Source organism: Nocardioides dubius, from assembly GCF_039528155.1.
Lineage (GTDB): Bacteria > Actinomycetota > Actinomycetes > Propionibacteriales > Nocardioidaceae > Nocardioides > Nocardioides dubius.
In genome coordinates this window covers 128,847-145,345 of sequence record NZ_BAAALG010000013.1, presented here as the reverse complement: position 1 = coordinate 145,345, position 16,499 = coordinate 128,847, and the positions used below count along the sequence as shown (strand labels likewise).

The following is a 16,499-nucleotide window of genomic DNA, read 5'->3' as shown; positions in this document are numbered from 1 at the left end:
TCCATGTGACCTGACGGCGGCAGGTGCGGCGAGAAGTGAGCCGTGAGGTCACATGGAGCGGGCGAAGCGGCCGGCCACCTGCGCAACGGCCTCGGCCAGCTCGGCCGGCTCCTCGACGGTGAACTCGAGCCCGACCGAGGCCAGGATCCCCAGCGGCCAGCAGAGATCGGGCGACCTCATCGTGAGCACCGCGTCCTCGCCGTCCGCCTCGACGGTGCCCCAACGGCCCGCTACCGCGCTGACCGTCTCCGTCGGCCCGCGGAACCGGACCCGGATCTCGTGGCGCGACGGGATCGAGCGGATCCCGGCCCGGACGAACTCGAGGGCATCGCTGGCCGGCAGCTCGCGTTGCCGGAACCGCATGCCGGTGAGCTCCGGCTCGGCGATCCGGTCGAGGCGGAAGCTGCGCCAGTCATGCCGCTCACGGCACCAGCCGACCAGGTACCAGCGCTGCCCGATGCTCACCAGCCGGTGCGGCTCCACGTGGCGGTTGCTCTCCTGGCCGTCGTTGGCGGTGTAGCCGAAGCGCACCGTCTCGTCGTCGCGGCAGCCCTGGGCGAGCAGGATCAGCGCTCCCGCATCGACCGAGGGCCCGAAGCCCGGCGCGGGCAGGGTCTGGCTCTGCAACGCGTCGATCCGGCGGCGGAGCCTCGGCGGCATCAGCGAGACCACCTTCGTCAATGCCTGCAGGGACGAGACGTCGAGCCCGTCGATGGCGCCGGCCGCAGCGCTGCGCAGCCCGACCGCGATCGCCACCGCCTCCTCGTCCTCGAGCAGCAGCGGCGGCAGCTGGCCGCCGGCCCGCAGCTGATAGCCGCCCGCCACCCCGCGGACGGCGTCGACCGGATAGCCCAGCTCGCGCAGCCGATCGACGTCACGACGCAGGGTCCGCGCGCTGACCTCGAGCCGCCCCGCGAGGTCGGCACCCGACCAGTAGCGATGCGTCTGCAGCAGGGAGAGCAGTCGGAGCATCCGGGCGCTGGTGTTGGCCATGGATCCAGATTAGATCCGATTGCGGACAGAAACTGACCGCTTGGGGCGATGGACTGGTCGCATGACCTCACACCCCACCACCACACCGGTGATCGTGACCCGCGGCCTGACCCGGCACTTCACCGCCCGCAAGCAGACCGTCGAGGCCGTGCGCGGCCTCGACCTCGAGATCGGCCAGGGCGAGCTGGTCGCCTTCCTCGGTCCCAACGGCGCCGGCAAGTCGACGACGCTGCGGATGCTCACCACCCTGCTGGCGCCGACGTCGGGCACGGCCACCGTTGCCGGCCACGACGTCGTCACCGGGCAGCGGGAGGTGCGACGCGCGATCGGCTACGTCGGCCAGGGCAACGGCGCCGGCCACCAGCAGCGCGGACGCGACGAGCTGGTCAGCCAGGGCCGCGCGCACGGGCTCTCCCGGCGCGAGGCCCACCAGCGGGCCGACGAGCTGATCGACGACCTCGACCTGACCGCGGTGGCCGACCGCAAGGTGATGACGCTCTCCGGCGGCCAGCGCCGGCGTCTGGACATCGCGATGGGACTGGTGCACCTGCCCCGGGTGCTCTTCCTGGACGAGCCCTCGACCGGACTCGACCCGCAGAACCGGGCGAACCTGCAAGGGCTGATCGAGCGGCTGCACGCGCAGACCGGCTCGACCATCGTGCTGACCACCCACTACCTGGAGGAGGCCGACGCACTGGCCGAGCGGGTGGTGGTGATCGACCACGGCATGGTGATCGCCGACGACAGCGCGAGCCGACTGAAGTCGCGGCTCGGCGATCGGATCGAGCTCACCTTCGACCAGGCCGAGCATGCCGATCGGGCCGCACAGCGCGCCGCCCGGATCCCGGGCTCGTTGGTCACCCGCACCGAGCGCGGGCTGCTGGTGCGGGCCGCGGACGGCCATCGCGCCGCCCCTGCCCTGATCGCCGAGCTGCAGACGGCAGGCACCCCGGCCAGCAGCATCGAGGTGGCCCGGCCGACCCTCGACGACGTCTTCCTCGACCTCACCGGGCGCAGCCTGCGCGAGGCCAACGAGTCCACCGCCAGCGCCACCGAAGGAGAAGCAGCATGAGCACCAGCACCGTCGAGGCCCCCACCGTCGTCGCCGTGCACGACACCCCGGCGAGCGGGTTCTGGGCCGACTCGTGGAACGTGATGATGCGCGAGCTGAAGCCGATGCTGCGCGAGCCCGCCTCGATCCTCTTCTCGATGGTCCAGCCGTTGGTCTTCCTGGGCCTCTTCGCCCCGCTGCTGCCGGCGATCTCGGGCGGCTCGGCGCTGCAGTGGTTCGTGCCCGGCGTGGTGGCGATGTCCTGCGCCTTCGGCGCCTCGTTCGCCGGGGCCAGCCTGTCGGACGAGATCATCTCCGGCTCCCATGAGCGGATGCTGGTCTCGCCACTGAGCCGTTCCTCGCTGCTGGTCGGCAGGGCGCTCAAGGAGACCGTGCCGATGCTGCTGCAGACGGCGCTGATCCTGATCGTGGTGACGCCGTTCAGCTTCGACCTGCACCTGCCGGGCGTGCTGGTGGGCGTGGCGATGCTGGCGCTGTTCAGCATCGGCGGCAGCGCCCTCTCCTTCGCCCTGGCCGTGGCCTCCCAAGGACAGGAGTGGCTCTTCTGGGCGGTCCAGCAGACGGTGATCTTCCCGGTGCTGCTGCTGGCCGGCGTGCTTCTCCCGCTCGACGACGCTCCGGACTGGTTCGGCGTGCTCTCCGACCTGAACCCGTTGACCTACGTGGTCACCGCCGAGCGCGAGCTCTTCGCCGGCGTCTGGAACGCCGACGTGATCGCAGCCGGGTTCGCCGGCGGCGCCGTCGTCACCGCGCTGGGTCTGTGGGTCGGCGTGCGCGCCATGCGGCGCGCCTGATCCCTGGCCACGTCATGCGCAGCGAGCACCCTCGCTGCGCATGACGCCGTCGCACGATTGCTCGGCTCAGTGATTGCGCAGCGCGTCGATCAGCTCGCCCTTGTTCATCGAGGAGCGGCCCTCGATCTCCAACTCGGCAGCACGCTCGTACAGCTCCTCGACCGTCCACTCCTCGTACGCCTCGGCCTTGCCTCCCTTGCGGCCGACCGCCGAGCGCGACGTTGCGGCTGCCTGGTTGGCGATCCGGGCGGCCTTCTCCTTGCTGGCCCCGTCCTCGCGCAGCTCCTCGTAGAGCTCGTCGTCCTTGATGCTGGGACCGTGATCCTTGGCGGGCATGGCGACTCCTCTCGCTCGCTGACCGGTCCGGTACCCGGCGTGACCCGGCGCATGCATGACCGACGACGGCGCGGGGTACCGCTGCAGCATGACCCAGCCCCATGACATGCACCCCGAGGACCACTCGCCCGAAGGCGCCGGCCAGGACCCGGCCGGCGTCAGCAAGGCACCCGCTCGCGTCGGCGCCCTGGTGGCCCTGATCGTGGTCGCACTCGCGGTCATGATCGTGGTCGGCGTCCTGGTCCTGTGACGCGCCGCTGACGCGCCGCTGAGGCGGCGGTGCTGCGCCGGCCTGCGGCTCAGCGCCGCAGCCGGGGCAGCACCTGCTCGCCGAACGCCGCGATCATCTCCCGGTAGTTCGGGCCGATGTTCGACACGTAGACCTCGTCGAACCCCGCGTCCACGAACTCCTGCAGCTTGGCCACGTGCGCCTCGATGTCGTTGCCGCAGACCACCGACTCCCGGGTCTGCTCCCGAGTCACCAGCTCGGCGGCCTGCTCGAAGTGCTGGGGCGTCGGCAGCACCTGAGCCAACTCCCCGGGCACGCCACTGGTGCCCCACAGGCGGTGCGCGATCTCGACGCCGTCGTCCTCGCTCTCCGCCCAGCAGACCTTCGTTCCGGCCTGGGCCGGACCACTCGCGAGCTCCCGGTAGCGCGCCAAGGGCTCCGGATCGGGCGAGGTGGTGATGTAGCCGTCACCGAAGCGCGCCGCGGCCTCGATCGACTCCGGTCCGAAGCCGGAGACATAGATGGGCGGCGGCTTCACCGGCCTCGTGTAGATCTGGGCCTGGTCGAGCTGATAGTGAGTGCCCCGGTGGGTGATCACCTCACCGGTCCAGAGCCGGCGGATCAGGTCCACGGCCTCCTCCAGCATCTCCAGGCGGATCGCGGCCGGAGGCCAGGGCTGGCCGAGGATGTGCTCGTTGAGCGCTTCGCCCGTCCCCACCCCCAGGACGAATCGGTCGCCGAGCATCACCGCGCTCGTCGCCGCTGCCTGGGCGACGACGGCGGGGTGGGTGCGCACCGTCGGGCAGGTCACCGCCGTGGTCACCGGGAGCTCACAGACCTGCGAGATCGCGCCGATCACGTTCCATACGAACGGGCTCTCCCCCTGCTCGTGGTTCCACGGGTGGAAGTGATCACTGATCCACAACGCGTCGAAGCCCGCCCGTTCGGCGAGCACCGCCTGCTCGATCAGCTCGCGCGGTCCGTGCTCCTCGCACACCAGGAAGTATCCGAGCTTGGTCATCGTCACGCCCTCCTCGAGTTGGGCACTGTCTGCTCTGCATGCCTGCCCGGGCGGTACCCGACCCCGTCGCCGCCATGCCCGGCAGGGCCTGCCGCCCGGCCACGCATGACGCCGGGACCGCTGGGTACCGCGTCGGGACCGGAGGCGAGCATCACCGGCATGACGCGCGGACGGCGTCCCCCATGCCGGGTGGTGGTGTCGTGCGTGCGGGCGGACGGCGCCACCACCCACCCACTCCCCTCCTGCGCGACGTCGCCGATCCGACCTGCGGCGGCGCGATCCGCTGCGCCTCGACGGGACTGGCGTGCCGTGACTATCGTGAACGTGAAAGCATTCAGTCACTCGTGCACGTCACCTGAGGAGGACCGGTTGCTCGCGCCGCGCTCGGCCATCGTCACCGCTGGCCCTCCATCGGTCACCCGATGAGCCAACAACCGCCGCCCACGCACGCGGCATACTTCGCGTCACTCAGCGAGCAGCTGCACGCCGAGCCCACCGAGGCCCTGACCGTCGAGCGGATCTGCGAGCAGGCACTCGAGCTGGTCCCCGACGCGCACCACTGTGGCGTCACCCTGCGCCGACGCCGGGGCCGGATCGAGACCGTGGTCGCCTCCCACGACGTCGTCGCCGTGTGCGACGCCCTCCAGTACGAGCTCGATGAGGGTCCGTGCATGGAGCCGCGCCAGGATCTCGGTGCCTTCCTGGTCCGCGACACCGCAGCCGATTCGCGATGGCCTACCTGGGGTGCCCGGGCCGCCGAGCTCGGCATCCGCTCGCTGTTGAGCGTGCAGCTGGTGGCGCCCTCGCGCAACGAGAGCAACGCCGTGCTGGGGGCGCTGAACCTGTACGACGGCCGGATCGGCACCTTCTCCCGCGACGACCTCGACCGCACCCTGCTCTTCGCCACCCATGCCGCGAGCGCGCTGGCCGCGGCACAGAAGATCGACGGCCTGGAGACGGCGATCCACTCGCGCCAGCTGATCGGTGTGGCACAGGGAATCCTCATGCAGCGCTACGGTCTGACGCTGGACCGCTCCTTCGAGGTGATGCGTCGCTACTCCAGCGACACCAACATCAAGCTGCGCGACGTGGCCCAGATGGTGGTGGACAGCCGCGACCTGCCGGACCCCTCGCTGCCGTCGCCGCGCAAGCAGCTGCGCGCCACCGCCGAGCCCCTCGCCCCCGCCTAGGCGCACCTAGTCCTTCGGCGACGACGCCCCGAACTTGTGCGTGCCATCGCACCAGGGAAGCCGTTGCGACCTCAGGCAGCGACAGACCGCGACCACCGGCCGGTCGATGCGGACCGGCTCTCCGTCGGGACCCGGCCACTGGTCGGCCCCCCGCACCAGCAGCGGGCCGTCCTCGCAGGCGGTCACCCGGGGACCGGGCTCGAGCGTCATGCCACCTCCCAGCGCGGGCCGGTCTCGCCGGCCCACCGATCCAACAGCGCCTGGTCCGCCCGGGCGCCCAGCTGGAGGCAGACCTCGGCGCCCAGCAGCACATCGGTCGCCAGCTCCGGCTCGTGTACCACCAGCGCACCGCAAAGATCCGTCACCGCGATCTGCTCGTGCACCGCATCCGCCTCGACATGCTCGTCGAAGTAGTCGAAGACCTCCCCCGGAAGCTCCAGGCGCTCGGCACCCTGGCTGATCCGCCGGCACGGGATGCTGCTGGTCGACTCGAACGCAGCGAGGTGGCCTAGCGCCGCTCCCCGATGACGGCGGTGCAGGCAGAAGAGGCTCAGCGCATTGCTGCTGGCCAGGGTTGCGGCGTCGGCGCTGTCGACGTACCGGCCGTACTGGCCGTCGAGCCCACAGGCGATGAGCGCCTTGGCGAAGAGGTCCTGGTGCAGGCGATCCACGCGGCCCGCGCCGTACTCGTCGTACTGCACCTCGGCCAATGCCACCTTGACGCCACCGCGGACCCGCGGCAGCACGAAGCTGTGCGCGTCGGCCTCCTTGAGGTGGTAGACGCTGCGCTGCTTGAGGAAGTCCACGAACTGATCGGCATTCGCCTTGCGCTGCAGGAACCTGGCCAAGCCCGGGTCGGGTGCCTGTGCGATCAGGTCGCGCAGGCCGTCCACGATCCGCGCCGTCGCTCGCGGCCTGCGCAGCGGCGCACCGACGTCACGCAGCACGGTCTCGAACGGCACCTCCAGGACCTGCCGGAAGGCCAGCAGTCCGAGATCCCACTCGATGCCCTCCTCCGCCTCCTCGAAGCCTTGGAAGTGCACCTCGTAGAGCATCCAGAGCGCGAGCTGCACGTCCGGGTCGTCGAGCATCGTGTCCGGTTCGGGCGCGGCCGGCGCACGGCCGGCGTCCATGCCCAGCATCCTGCGGCGGACCCAGCCGCTGTACGGGCCACGGCTCTGCGGCAAGTACATGGTTTCTCCTTCGTGCACAAGGGATCAGCGCCCTGCGGCGCTGTCATTCGTGTCGAGGACCAGGTGCGCGAGCACCCCGCGGTCCTCGTGTTGGCGTTGCTCCACCAGCCGCCATCCCTCACCGACCTGGGCGAGGAGGCGGGTGACCTGCTCCGGCGTCCCGAGCTGCAGGACCACGGGAGCATCCGGCAGCAGGTGACCGACCAGCGCCTCCAGGCAGGACCTGGCGACGTCGAGTCCGTCCCCGCCGCCGTCGATCGCGAAGGTGGGATCGGCCGGGAACCTCCCGACCTCGGTGCTCGGCACCCACGGCGGGTCGACGATGGCCAGGGCGAACCGCTCGCCGTCGGCCAACGCCTGCTCGGCACGGGCGTTGCGCACCTCGACGCGATCACCGAGCCGGGCCCGCTGCAGATTGACCCGCGCATGCGCGCAGGCCCCCGCGTCGGCGTCGACCAGGACCCCGGCCCGATCGCGCAGCGTGAGGGTCAGCAGCCCGATGTGGCCCACCCCGGCGCAGAGCTCCAGGACCGGACCTGCCGGTGCCTCGGCAAGCAGCTCCGCTGCCCAGAAGGATTGCCGCGTCGTCCACTCGCGCGGCTCCAGAACCCTTGCGTCGTACTGGATCGACAGCCCACCGAAGACCATCTGACGGGGGCTGAGGGGCGTACGCGCACGGGCACCATCGCCATGCTCGGACGTCGACACGATCGTCACCTGGACCTTCCCTTCTCAGCGCGTGGGTCCGGCCAGTACCCGTACGCCGCAGCTTCATTCCTCCGAGGATGAAATCGGCGACAGCGGTTTGCCTGGTTCGCGAAAATGGGTAAAGTCGATCTCGGAAGCGCATTCGGGTGGGCTCCTGCGGGGTCTGCCTGCGCACGCACTCGCTGGAGCCAACGGCGAGGTCGCCCGCAACCAAGAGGACGGTCCAGTCATGACCGAAATCGCTCGCAACAACATCTCCGTCACCGAACTCAGCAGAGTCGAACGAATGACCCGCACGGCCGAGCTCTTCGAGCAGGCCGCTCAGGTCACCGAGGACGAGCGCGCCGCGCTGTTGGAGGAGATCATCCTTCTCAACAGGTGCGTCGCCGAGTCCATCGCCTACCGGTACAACGATCGTGGCATCGCTGCCGACGATCTGCGGCAGACCGCCTACGAGGGTCTGGTCAAGGCGGTGCACCGCTTCGACCCAGCCCAGCAGAAGGATCTGCTCACCTTCGCGGTGCCGACGATCCGCGGCGAGATCCGCCGCTACTTCCGCGACCACGGGTGGATGGTGCGTCCACCACGCGGGGTCCAGGAGCTGCAACAGCGGATCAGGACCACCACCGATCAGCTCAGCCACGACCTCGGCCGGGAGCCGAGCCCGACCGAGGTGGCCGAAGCACTCGAGATCAGCGTCGACGACTACCAGGACGCACTGGCCACCGACGGCTGCTTCCAGCCGGCGTCGCTGGACCAGCCGATCGGCGAGGACGGTGCACCCGTCGGGGAGCGGATCGCCGACGAGGACACCGAGCAGAGCGCGGCAGAGGCACGGGTCCTGCTCTCCAGCGCCCTGCGTGAGTTGACCGAGCGGGAGAAGAAGCTGGTCTACCTGCGCTTCTTCGAGGGCCAGACCCAGGCTGAGATCGGCGCGCAGCTGGGCGTCACCCAGATGCAGGTCTCCCGTCTGCTCAGCGCGATCAACCGCAAGCTCCGTGAGCAGATCGCGGGGCCGCAGACGGCACCGGGTGCCGGAATCGGCATCGCTGCCTGAGTCAGCCGCGGGCGGCGGTCACGGCATCGAGGACCGCCGCCCACGCCTGGGTACCCGGGGCGATCAGGTCGAAGTGGCCACCCTTCACCTCGACCAGTTCGGCCCTGGCCCCGGCGGCCTGCGCGCGCGTCACGTACTGCTGCGACTGCGCGAACGGCACGTCGACGTCGTCGCGCGCGTGCAGGCACCAGACCGGGATGCTCAGCGGCAGCTGCTGCGTGGGGTCGACCAGGGCATCGATCGGCCGGTCGCCGAGCAGCGCGCCGACCGCATCCGTGCTCAGCCGGTCACGCTCTGCCGCCCGCAGATCGAGGACGCCGGCCTGAGCAACCACCGCAGTCAACGCGACCCGCTGCGGCCATCCGTGAGCTCCTCGCGCAGCCGCCCAGGCAGCGAGATGGCCACCGGCCGAGTGGCCCAGTGCCACCACGGGCAGCCCCGCCACGCCGTCGATGCCGGCGAGCAGGTCGATCGCGGCGGCGACGTCGTCGAAGGTCTGCGGCATGCCGCCGCCGTCCCCTACCCGTCGGTACTCGACGTTGAGCACAGACCAGCCACGTGCGGCCAGGTCCTCGGCCAACGGCCGCCCGAGCGCGAGGTCGTAGGCGGCACGCCAGAAGCCGCCGTGGATGACCACGACGACGCCGCGGGCCTCTCGCACCGGCGTCCACTCAACGAACTGGGAGCGGTGCTCTCCGTACGCGATCCGCCGCGGGCCGCTCATCGCGACACGAACAGCGGCTCGCCGTTCTGCAGCATCTCGAACGCCAGCTGCGGGCGTCCCTCTGCCGTCGGCAGGAGCTCCACGGTGACTACCGAGTCGTCGGTCTCGACCTCCACCACCTCGAGCCGCTCCGCGAAGGGTCGACCGTCGCGCACCGAGACGCCCTCGCGCCACAGCGCCTCCAGCGCTGCGGCGCCCCCAGCGGCGTCCCGCTCGTCGGCGAAGTGGTAGGCCACCTGTACCTGCACGGCGCCGTCGTCGAGCGACCACCCGATGCCGACCGCGTCGTAGGCCTGCTCCGGCACCCGCGCGAGCAGCCGCTCGATGAGGGCTGGGCTGGTGGTGCGGGCGCCGAGGGCGTCCACCGCCAACGGATCGCTGAGCACGGCGGCATAGACGTCCTCGTCGTCGAGGGCATCGGCCACGGCAGCAGCCCGCTCCTCGCCCGCGAGCGCGTCGGCGCCATCGCGCCAGGAGCGCACCAGCTCGGTCGAGGTGCTGAGTGCGATCAGGCCGTCGGCCTCGCTCATCCGGATCGGCACGCCGATCGGACTCAGTCCGTTCGCCTGGGAGAGGTCGGTGGTGCCGTCCTCGGCATCTCTGTTGGAGACGATGTCGTCCTCGACCTCCACCAGGCCATCGGCCAGCGTGTCGTCGTCGAAGTCGCCCGCGGCCACGGTCAGCACTCGCGGCGGCTGGCCGCTCTCCACGAAGGAGTCCACGTCGTGTACCGACCAACCTGCCGCGGCAGCGAACTCCCCGTCACGCAGGTACTCGACGTTGAAGCCGCGGGCCATCGGCACGAACACCCTTCCCACACTGCCGCCCTGGGCGCCGCCGGTGATCGCGATCAGCCAGTCGAGTTCGTCGGGTTCGCCGCTGCGCTCGACGTCAGCAGCCGCGATCGCCGCATCCAGGTCGGCGGTGACGACGAAGAGGCCGTCCTGCGCGGTGCTGGCCGGGACCTGCTCGAGCGCCGCCCGCACCGACCACTCCTCGGCCAGCTCCGGCTCATCGTCGGAGCAGGCGGCGAGGGCCGTGCTGGCGAGCAGGACGGCGACCGCCATCCGGTATGCGGGTGCGGACATGCGAAGACTCCCCTGCCGAGACGATGGACGGTGCCATCATCGCGGCAGGGGAGCCTCGATGCCAGGGATCAGGCCAGGGCGGCCGGCAGGGTCGCGCTCCAGGCGGTGCGCACCTCGTCGAGCGCCACGGTGAACTGGCCCTCGACCGTCAGCTCGCTGCCACCGGTGCGGCCGAGCGGGGTCAGCGGCACGCCGTGCTTGGCGGCCAACGCCACCAGGGCGTCGGCGTCGGCCTCGGTCACGGTGACCACGGCACGCGCGGTGGACTCGGCGAACAGGCCCAGGAAGGCGTCGTCGCCGACGGCCACCGAGGCGCCGATGTTGCGGTGCAGGGCGGACTCGACGAGGGTCTGCGCGAGGCCGCCGTCCGAGACGTCGTGGGCACTGGTGAGCAGGCCGACGCCCTCGACCAGCAGCTGGCTCAGCGCCTTCTCGGCAGCCAGGTCGACCTGCGGCGGCAGGCCGCCGAGGTGGCCGTGCACGACGTGGGCCCACTCGGAGCCGGAGAGCTCCTCACGGGTCTCGCCGAGCAGGAAGATACGCTCGCCCTCGGCCTGGAAGCCGGACGGGGTGCGCCGGGTGACGTCCTCGATGACACCGAGCACCGCGACCACCGGGGTGGGCAGGATGGCCGTCTCGCCGGTCTGGTTGTAGAGGCTGACGTTGCCGCCGGTGACCGGGACGCCGAGCTCGGCGCAGGCGTCCTTGAGGCCGCGGCAGGCCTCAGCGAACTGCCACATCACGGCCGGGTCCTCGGGCGAGCCGAAGTTGAGGCAGTCGGAGATCGCCAGCGGGGTGGCGCCACCGGTGCTGACGTTGCGGTAGGACTCGACCAGCGCGAGCTGCGCACCGAAGTACGGGTCGAGCTTGGCGAAGCGGCCGTTGCAGTCGGTGGAGATGGCGACACCGAGGTTGGTCTCCTCGTCGACGCGCACCATGCCCGAGTCGCTGGGCTGCGCGAGCACCGTGTTGCCCCGCACGTAGCGGTCGTACTGGTCGGTGATCCAGGACTTGTCGCACAGGTTGGGGCTCGCCACCAGCTTCAGCAGCGTGGCCTTGAGCTCCTCGCCGGTGGCCGGACGCGCGAGTGCCTCGGCGCCGTCGGCCTGCAGGGCGTCCTGCCAGTCCGGGCGGGCGAAGGGACGGTGGTAGGTGGGGCCGTCGTGGGCGACACTGCGCGGCGGGACGTCGACGACGCGCTCGCCGTGCCAGTCGATCTCCAGGCGGCCGGTGTCGGTGACCTCGCCGATCACCGAGGCCTCGACCTCCCACTTCTTGCAGATCGCCAGGAACGCCTCGACGTCGGCGGGCTCGACGACCGCCATCATCCGCTCCTGCGACTCGCTCATCAGGATCTCTTCGGGCGAGAGGGTGGAGTCGCGCAGCGGCACCTTGTCGAGGTGCACGACCATGCCGCCGTCACCGGCGGAGGCGAGCTCGGAGGTGGCGCAGGAGAGACCGGCGCCACCGAGGTCCTGGATGCCCGCGACCAGGCCGGCGGCGAAGATCTCCAGGGTGCACTCGATGAGCAGCTTCTCCATGAACGGGTCGCCGACCTGGACGGCGGGGCGCTTGGCCGGGCCGGTGTCCTCGAAGGTCTCCGAGGCCAGGATCGAAACGCCGCCGATGCCGTCGCCGCCGGTGCGGGCGCCGTAGAGGATGACCTGGTTGCCGACGCCGGAGGCCTTGGCCAGGTGCAGGTCCTCGTGCTTGAGGACGCCCACGCACAGGGCGTTGACCAGCGGGTTGCCGAGGTAGGTCTCGTCGAAGACGGCCTCGCCGCCGATGTTCGGCAGGCCGAGGCAGTTGCCGTAGCCACCGACGCCGGCCACGATGCCCGGCAGCACCCGGTGGGTGTCGTCGGCGTCGAGCGGGCCGAAGCGGAGCGGGTCCATCACGGCGACCGGGCGGGCACCCATCGCGATGATGTCGCGGACGATGCCGCCGATGCCGGTGGCCGCACCCTGGTAGGGCTCGACGTAGGACGGGTGGTTGTGGCTCTCGACCTTGAAGCTGACCGCGTAGCCCTGGCCGATGTCGATGACACCGGCGTTCTCGCCGATGCCGGCGAGCATCGGGCCGATCGGGGTCTCCTGGGAGAGCTCGCCGAACTGCTTGAGGTGCACCTTGGAGGACTTGTAGGAGCAGTGCTCGCTCCACATCACCGAGTACATCGCCAGCTCCGAGGAGGTGGGGCGACGACCCAGGATCTCGCGGATCTTGGCGTACTCGTCAGCCTTCAGGCCGAGGTCGGCCCAGGGCTGCTCGCGGGTGGGGTCGGAGGTGGCGGCGGCGACGGTGTCCAGCTGGCTCTTCTGCACAGGGCGAAATCTACCGTCCGCGGCGCGCCGGCCCGCAGGCAGGCTTCACCGGTGGACCGGAAACGCCCGCGCCACCTGGAGAATCACACTGATGTAATTAATGATCGTGCATTCTCGGCGCTTTTAATTACACCATTGTAATTAATTCTCCGACTGTTACTTGTGTGATTTCTGGGGTTATTGTGAATGCACAATTCCCCGTTCTGGAGATTCCCATGCGCCTCCTTCCCCGAGCCCGCTCCGCCCTACGCGGAACCCTCGCCGTCGGCGTCGCCACCGCGGTCGCCACCGTCGGCCTGGCCGCCCCTGCGACCGCCGAGTACGTGACGCCGGGCAACTTCACTGGCTACGCCTTCGACCAGTGCCTCACCCCCACCCAGGCCAAGATGGACACCTGGATGGAGCACTCCCCGTTCAGTGCGGTGGGCATCTACATCTCCGGCGACTCGCGCGCCTGCCGCTCGCAGCCGAACCTCACCGCGACCTGGGTCAAGAACCAGATCGCCAAGGGCTGGCGGCTGCTGCCGATCACCCTCGGGCCGCAGGCCAACTGCCTGAGCCGCTTCCCGCGCTACAAGGACGACAAGGTGATCGCGCGCAGCAGCACGAACACCTACGCCGCGGCGCGCAAGCAGGCCCGCGAGGAGGCGGTGAAGACCGTCGTCGCCGCGCGCAAGCTCGGCATCGCTGCCGGCAGCACCCTCTGGTACGACCTCGAGGGCTTCGACAGCACCAACAAGGTCTGCCGTGAGTCGGCGATGTGGTTCCTCTCCGCCTACAACAAGAAGATCAAGGCCTACGGCTACGTCACCGGCGTCTACTCCAGCGCAGGGTCAGGGATCAAGCTGCTCGACGACGCGCGCGTCAACGAGCCCGGCAAGTACACCCTTCCCGACCGGCTCTGGGTCGCCCGTTGGGACGGCAACGCCAACCTGCTGGCGCCGGGCTACCTGCGCACCGACGGCTGGATGCCGCACGCCCGGGTCAAGCAGTACCGCGGCGGCCACAACGAGACCTGGGGCGGCGTCACCATCAACATCGACAGCAACTTCCTCAGCCTGGGCACCGGTTCGACCGGCACCCCCGGCGGGGTGATGTGCAAGGAGAAGGTGCAGGCGAACCTCGCCAGCTACCCGGTGCTGCGCACCAACACCAACTCCGACGCCGTCCGCGCCCTGCAGTGCCTGCTCCGCAAGGCCGGGCACTACCGGGGCCCGGTGAGCGGCCGCTTCGACGCCAACACGCTGACGGCCGCCAACGCCTTCCAGCGCAACAACGGCTTCAACAAGGTCTCCGGATTCACCCGCAAGCAGTGGACGTCGCTGCTCAGCACCGGCAACAACCGGACGATCAAGCGCGGCAGCACCGGCGTCTCGGTCCGCAAGCTGCAGCGCGCACTGACCGCAGCCACCGGGAGCTCGATGACCTACACCGGCGTCTACGACGCGGGCACCGAGCGGATGGCCAAGGCCTGGCAGAAGCAGGTCGGCCTCACCCAGTCCGGGGTCATCAACAAGACCGCCTGGACCATGCTCCAGCAGGGCAGGATCCGCTGACCGAACCGCCGCGAGGGCGCCCGATGCCGAGCCTGGCATCGGGCGCCTTCTGCGTAGACGACACCACCCCGCCAGCAGCGCTGACGGGGTGGTGGACGTTCGGGGACCGGGCTCAGCCGACCGGAGGACCCGCGATCAGGGCGACGCCGGTCAGCACGACGACGGCGACTGCGGCGGCAGCCAGGCCCTGCAGCGGCTTGGTGACCAGCCATCCGGTGACCCGCTCCAACAGGTTCGCCGGAGCGGCGTCACGCAGGCGCCAGCTCGCGCCGAACCAGCCGCGACGCTCGGCCGCGAGGTCGAACCAGACCGTGAAGAACGGCGGAACCGCTGCAGCCAGGCCGAGCAGGACCCGCTTCGCGCCCCACTTCTGGTCGATGCCGACCACCAGCGTGGTCAGGCAGTAGGCGATGAAGACGACACCGTGCAGCATGCCGCCGATCCGGACACCGAGCTCGGTGGTCTCGGTGACGTACTTGAGGAACATGCCGCTGAGCAGCAGGGCCCAGGTGATGGCTTCCGCCACGGCAACGATGCGGAAGAGACGCTGGGGGATCATGGTGAAGAGACTTCCTCGGTCAGGCGAAGGTCGACTCGACCAGGCTAGTGAAGAAGCCCAAGCCCTCGGTGCCAGGACCGCACAGCTCCTCGATCGCGTGCTCGGGGTGCGGCATCAGGCCGACCACGTTGCCGCGCTCGTTGGTGATCCCGGCGATGTCGCGCAGCGATCCGTTCGGGTTCACCTCGAGGTAGCGAGCGACCACGCGGCCCTCGCCCTCCAGCATTTCGAGGGTCGCCTCGTCGGCGACGTAGGAGCCCTCACCGTTCTTGAGCACCACGGTGATCTCCTGGTTCTCGGCGTAGGCCGAGGTCCAGGCGGTCCGGTTGTTCTCGATCCGCAGGACCTGGTCGCGGCAGACGAACTTGCGGTGATCGTTGCGGATCAGCGCGCCCGGCAGCAGGTGCGACTCGCAGAGGATCTGGAAGCCGTTGCAGATGCCCAGCACGGGCATGCCCTTCTCGGCAGCCGCGACGACCTCGGTCATCACCGGCGAGAAGCGCGAGATGGCACCGCAGCGCAGGTAGTCGCCGTAGGAGAAGCCGCCCGGCAGGACGACGGCGTCGACGCCCTGGAGGTCGTGGTCGCCGTGCCACAGAGCGACGGCCTCGTTGCCGCCGATGCGCACCGCCCGCTGCGCGTCGACGTCGTCGAGCGTTCCGGGGAAGGTGACGACGCCGATCTTCACGAGGCGTCCTCGACGTGGACGGTGAAGTCCTCGATCACGGGGTTGGCGAGCAGCGTCTCGGCGATCTTCTCGATCTCGGCCAGACGCTCTGCGGTCACCTCGCCCTCGACCTCGAGCTCGAACCGCTTGCCCTGACGCACGTCAAGGACGCCGTCGAAGCCGAGCCGGGGCAGAGCACCCTGGACCGCCTTCCCCTGCGGGTCGAGAATTTCGGGCTTGAGCATGACGTCGACGACGACCCGGGCCACTGGGGACTCCTCTGTAGCGCGCTGAATACCGCTGCCGATTCTAGCCAGCCACCGCGGAGAGCCCTCAATCGCCCCGAACTCCCCGCCGAACCGGCACCCGATCACCCCGAGCCGGGCAACTCTCCTCGCAGCGGCAGGTCGTCGCGCCGCGACTTGGAGCGTGGGGGCATTGTTGGGTGCATGGCCGCACCACGTCGCATCCCCTCAGGACTCGATCTGGAGTTCCCGCAATCCCTGGCTGTGCATCCCAACTACGCCGACGCCCAGCGGATGGTCGACCATCTGGCCGACCAGGGGTTCCCCGTCCAGAACTGCATGATCGTGGGCACCGACCTCAAGCAGGTCGAGCGGATCACCGGACGGCTCACCACCGGCCGGGTCGCCGGCCTCGGGCTGCTCTCCGGCATCTGGCTCGGCCTCTTCGTCGGCCTGATCCTGGTCATGTTCGGTGACGACAACGCGCTCGCGGTGCTCGCCTCCACCGCCATGATCGGTGCCCTCTTCGGGATGATCTGGGCGCTGCTGGGCTACGCCTCCACCCGTGGCCAGCGCGACTTCTCCTCGGTCAGCGCGGTCGTCGCGACCCGCTACGAGGTGCTCGTGGAGCACAAGTACCGCCAGCAGGCCCTCGACCTGCTGGGCTCGCTGCCGGGTGCCCTGCCGGACCCGTTCGCCTGAGTCGGGCACTGCCCGCAGGCGCCACGCAGCACAGCCCGCCGCAA

At 70.2% G+C, this 16,499-nt stretch carries 19 protein-coding genes; 7 read left to right on the top strand and 12 right to left on the bottom strand.

The annotated features are described in order from the left end of the window. Positions 1 to 48 precede the first annotated feature (48 nt). A complete protein-coding gene (locus tag ABD151_RS17840; RefSeq protein ID WP_343996162.1) occupies positions 49 to 993 on the bottom strand; it encodes a helix-turn-helix transcriptional regulator in 945 nt (314 codons plus the stop codon). 61 nt (positions 994 to 1,054) lie between these two features. On the opposite strand from ABD151_RS17840, the gene ABD151_RS17835 reads away from it, so the two are divergent. Both ABD151_RS17835 and ABD151_RS17830 read left to right on the top strand, forming a co-directional pair. Beyond that, positions 1,055 to 2,065 carry an ATP-binding cassette domain-containing protein gene (locus ABD151_RS17835; RefSeq protein WP_343996161.1) on the top strand — a complete coding sequence of 337 codons (1,011 nt, stop codon included), beginning with the start codon at positions 1,055 to 1,057 and terminating at the stop codon, positions 2,063 to 2,065. Beyond that, positions 2,062 to 2,859 carry an ABC transporter permease gene (locus ABD151_RS17830; protein ID WP_343996160.1) on the top strand — a complete coding sequence of 266 codons (798 nt, stop codon included), beginning with the start codon at positions 2,062 to 2,064 and terminating at the stop codon, positions 2,857 to 2,859. Before ABD151_RS17835 ends, ABD151_RS17830 begins: the two co-directional genes overlap by 4 nt. A 66-nt stretch (positions 2,860 to 2,925) precedes the next feature. Here the strand turns inward: ABD151_RS17830 and ABD151_RS17825 are convergent, their stop codons facing one another. Next, positions 2,926 to 3,195 carry a Rho termination factor N-terminal domain-containing protein gene (locus ABD151_RS17825; RefSeq protein WP_343996159.1) on the bottom strand — a complete coding sequence of 90 codons (270 nt, stop codon included), beginning with the start codon at positions 3,193 to 3,195 and terminating at the stop codon, positions 2,926 to 2,928. Between the two features lie 88 nt (positions 3,196 to 3,283). Here ABD151_RS17825 and ABD151_RS17820 point away from each other — a divergent pair, with 88 nt between their 5' ends. After that, positions 3,284 to 3,445 (top strand): hypothetical protein, encoded by a 162-nt coding sequence (locus ABD151_RS17820; protein ID WP_343996158.1) that lies wholly within the window; start codon positions 3,284 to 3,286, stop codon positions 3,443 to 3,445. Between the two features lie 49 nt (positions 3,446 to 3,494). Here the strand turns inward: ABD151_RS17820 and ABD151_RS17815 are convergent, their stop codons facing one another. Next, on the bottom strand, positions 3,495 to 4,445 hold the full coding sequence (locus tag ABD151_RS17815; RefSeq protein WP_343996157.1) for a TIGR03557 family F420-dependent LLM class oxidoreductase: 951 nt from the start codon (positions 4,443 to 4,445) through the stop codon (positions 3,495 to 3,497). Between the two features lie 422 nt (positions 4,446 to 4,867). On the opposite strand from ABD151_RS17815, the gene ABD151_RS17810 reads away from it, so the two are divergent. Beyond that, complete coding sequence (locus tag ABD151_RS17810; RefSeq protein WP_343996156.1) at positions 4,868 to 5,635, top strand: GAF and ANTAR domain-containing protein; 768 nt, start codon at positions 4,868 to 4,870, stop codon at positions 5,633 to 5,635. 6 nt (positions 5,636 to 5,641) lie between these two features. Here the strand turns inward: ABD151_RS17810 and ABD151_RS17805 are convergent, their stop codons facing one another. The 3 genes from ABD151_RS17805 to ABD151_RS17795 are packed head-to-tail and all read right to left on the bottom strand — an operon-like array spanning position 5,642 to position 7,536. Beyond that, a complete protein-coding gene (locus ABD151_RS17805; RefSeq protein ID WP_343996155.1) occupies positions 5,642 to 5,845 on the bottom strand; it encodes a CDGSH iron-sulfur domain-containing protein in 204 nt (67 codons plus the stop codon). After that, positions 5,842 to 6,828, bottom strand: a complete 987-nt coding sequence (locus ABD151_RS17800; protein ID WP_343996154.1) for an iron-containing redox enzyme family protein — start codon at positions 6,826 to 6,828, stop codon at positions 5,842 to 5,844. Before ABD151_RS17800 ends, ABD151_RS17805 begins: the two co-directional genes overlap by 4 nt. A 24-nt stretch (positions 6,829 to 6,852) precedes the next feature. Then, positions 6,853 to 7,536, bottom strand: a complete 684-nt coding sequence (locus ABD151_RS17795; protein WP_343996153.1) for a methyltransferase — start codon at positions 7,534 to 7,536, stop codon at positions 6,853 to 6,855. A 286-nt stretch (positions 7,537 to 7,822) separates the two neighbouring features. On the opposite strand from ABD151_RS17795, the gene ABD151_RS17790 reads away from it, so the two are divergent. Further along, positions 7,823 to 8,593: a sigma-70 family RNA polymerase sigma factor gene (locus ABD151_RS17790; protein WP_343996152.1), complete on the top strand. Its 771-nt coding sequence runs from the start codon at positions 7,823 to 7,825 to the stop codon at positions 8,591 to 8,593. Between the two features lies 1 nt (position 8,594). Here ABD151_RS17790 and ABD151_RS17785 read toward each other — a convergent pair whose 3' ends face one another. The 3 genes from ABD151_RS17785 to purL all read right to left on the bottom strand — a co-directional run bounded on the left by ABD151_RS17785 (position 8,595) and on the right by purL (position 12,726). Continuing rightward, complete coding sequence (locus tag ABD151_RS17785; RefSeq protein WP_343996151.1) at positions 8,595 to 9,317, bottom strand: alpha/beta hydrolase; 723 nt, start codon at positions 9,315 to 9,317, stop codon at positions 8,595 to 8,597. After that, a complete protein-coding gene (locus tag ABD151_RS17780; protein ID WP_343996150.1) occupies positions 9,314 to 10,405 on the bottom strand; it encodes a hypothetical protein in 1,092 nt (363 codons plus the stop codon). Before ABD151_RS17780 ends, ABD151_RS17785 begins: the two co-directional genes overlap by 4 nt. 68 nt (positions 10,406 to 10,473) lie before the next feature. Continuing rightward, positions 10,474 to 12,726, bottom strand: a complete 2,253-nt coding sequence (gene purL, locus ABD151_RS17775) for a phosphoribosylformylglycinamidine synthase subunit PurL (RefSeq protein ID WP_343996149.1) — start codon at positions 12,724 to 12,726, stop codon at positions 10,474 to 10,476. A gap of 215 nt (positions 12,727 to 12,941) precedes the next feature. Here purL and ABD151_RS17770 point away from each other — a divergent pair, with 215 nt between their 5' ends. After that, positions 12,942 to 14,282, top strand: coding sequence for a glycoside hydrolase domain-containing protein (locus tag ABD151_RS17770; RefSeq protein ID WP_343996148.1), 1,341 nt, complete (start codon positions 12,942 to 12,944; stop codon positions 14,280 to 14,282). Between the two features lie 112 nt (positions 14,283 to 14,394). Here ABD151_RS17770 and ABD151_RS17765 read toward each other — a convergent pair whose 3' ends face one another. From ABD151_RS17765 to purS, 3 genes are read right to left on the bottom strand one after another with little or no spacing between them, the layout of a single operon-like run. Then, positions 14,395 to 14,841: a DUF3817 domain-containing protein gene (locus tag ABD151_RS17765; RefSeq protein ID WP_343996147.1), complete on the bottom strand. Its 447-nt coding sequence runs from the start codon at positions 14,839 to 14,841 to the stop codon at positions 14,395 to 14,397. A gap of 19 nt (positions 14,842 to 14,860) precedes the next feature. Then, entirely contained in the window at positions 14,861 to 15,529 is a 669-nt protein-coding gene (gene purQ, locus ABD151_RS17760; RefSeq protein WP_343996145.1) for a phosphoribosylformylglycinamidine synthase subunit PurQ, read from the bottom strand. Continuing rightward, a complete protein-coding gene (gene purS / locus ABD151_RS17755) occupies positions 15,526 to 15,777 on the bottom strand; it encodes a phosphoribosylformylglycinamidine synthase subunit PurS (protein WP_343996144.1) in 252 nt (83 codons plus the stop codon). The genes purQ and purS overlap by 4 nt, the downstream gene beginning before the upstream one ends. A 180-nt stretch (positions 15,778 to 15,957) precedes the next feature. Here purS and ABD151_RS17750 point away from each other — a divergent pair, with 180 nt between their 5' ends. Continuing rightward, on the top strand, positions 15,958 to 16,455 hold the full coding sequence (locus ABD151_RS17750; protein ID WP_343996143.1) for a YflT domain-containing protein: 498 nt from the start codon (positions 15,958 to 15,960) through the stop codon (positions 16,453 to 16,455). The last annotated feature ends 44 nt before the right edge of the window (positions 16,456 to 16,499 follow it).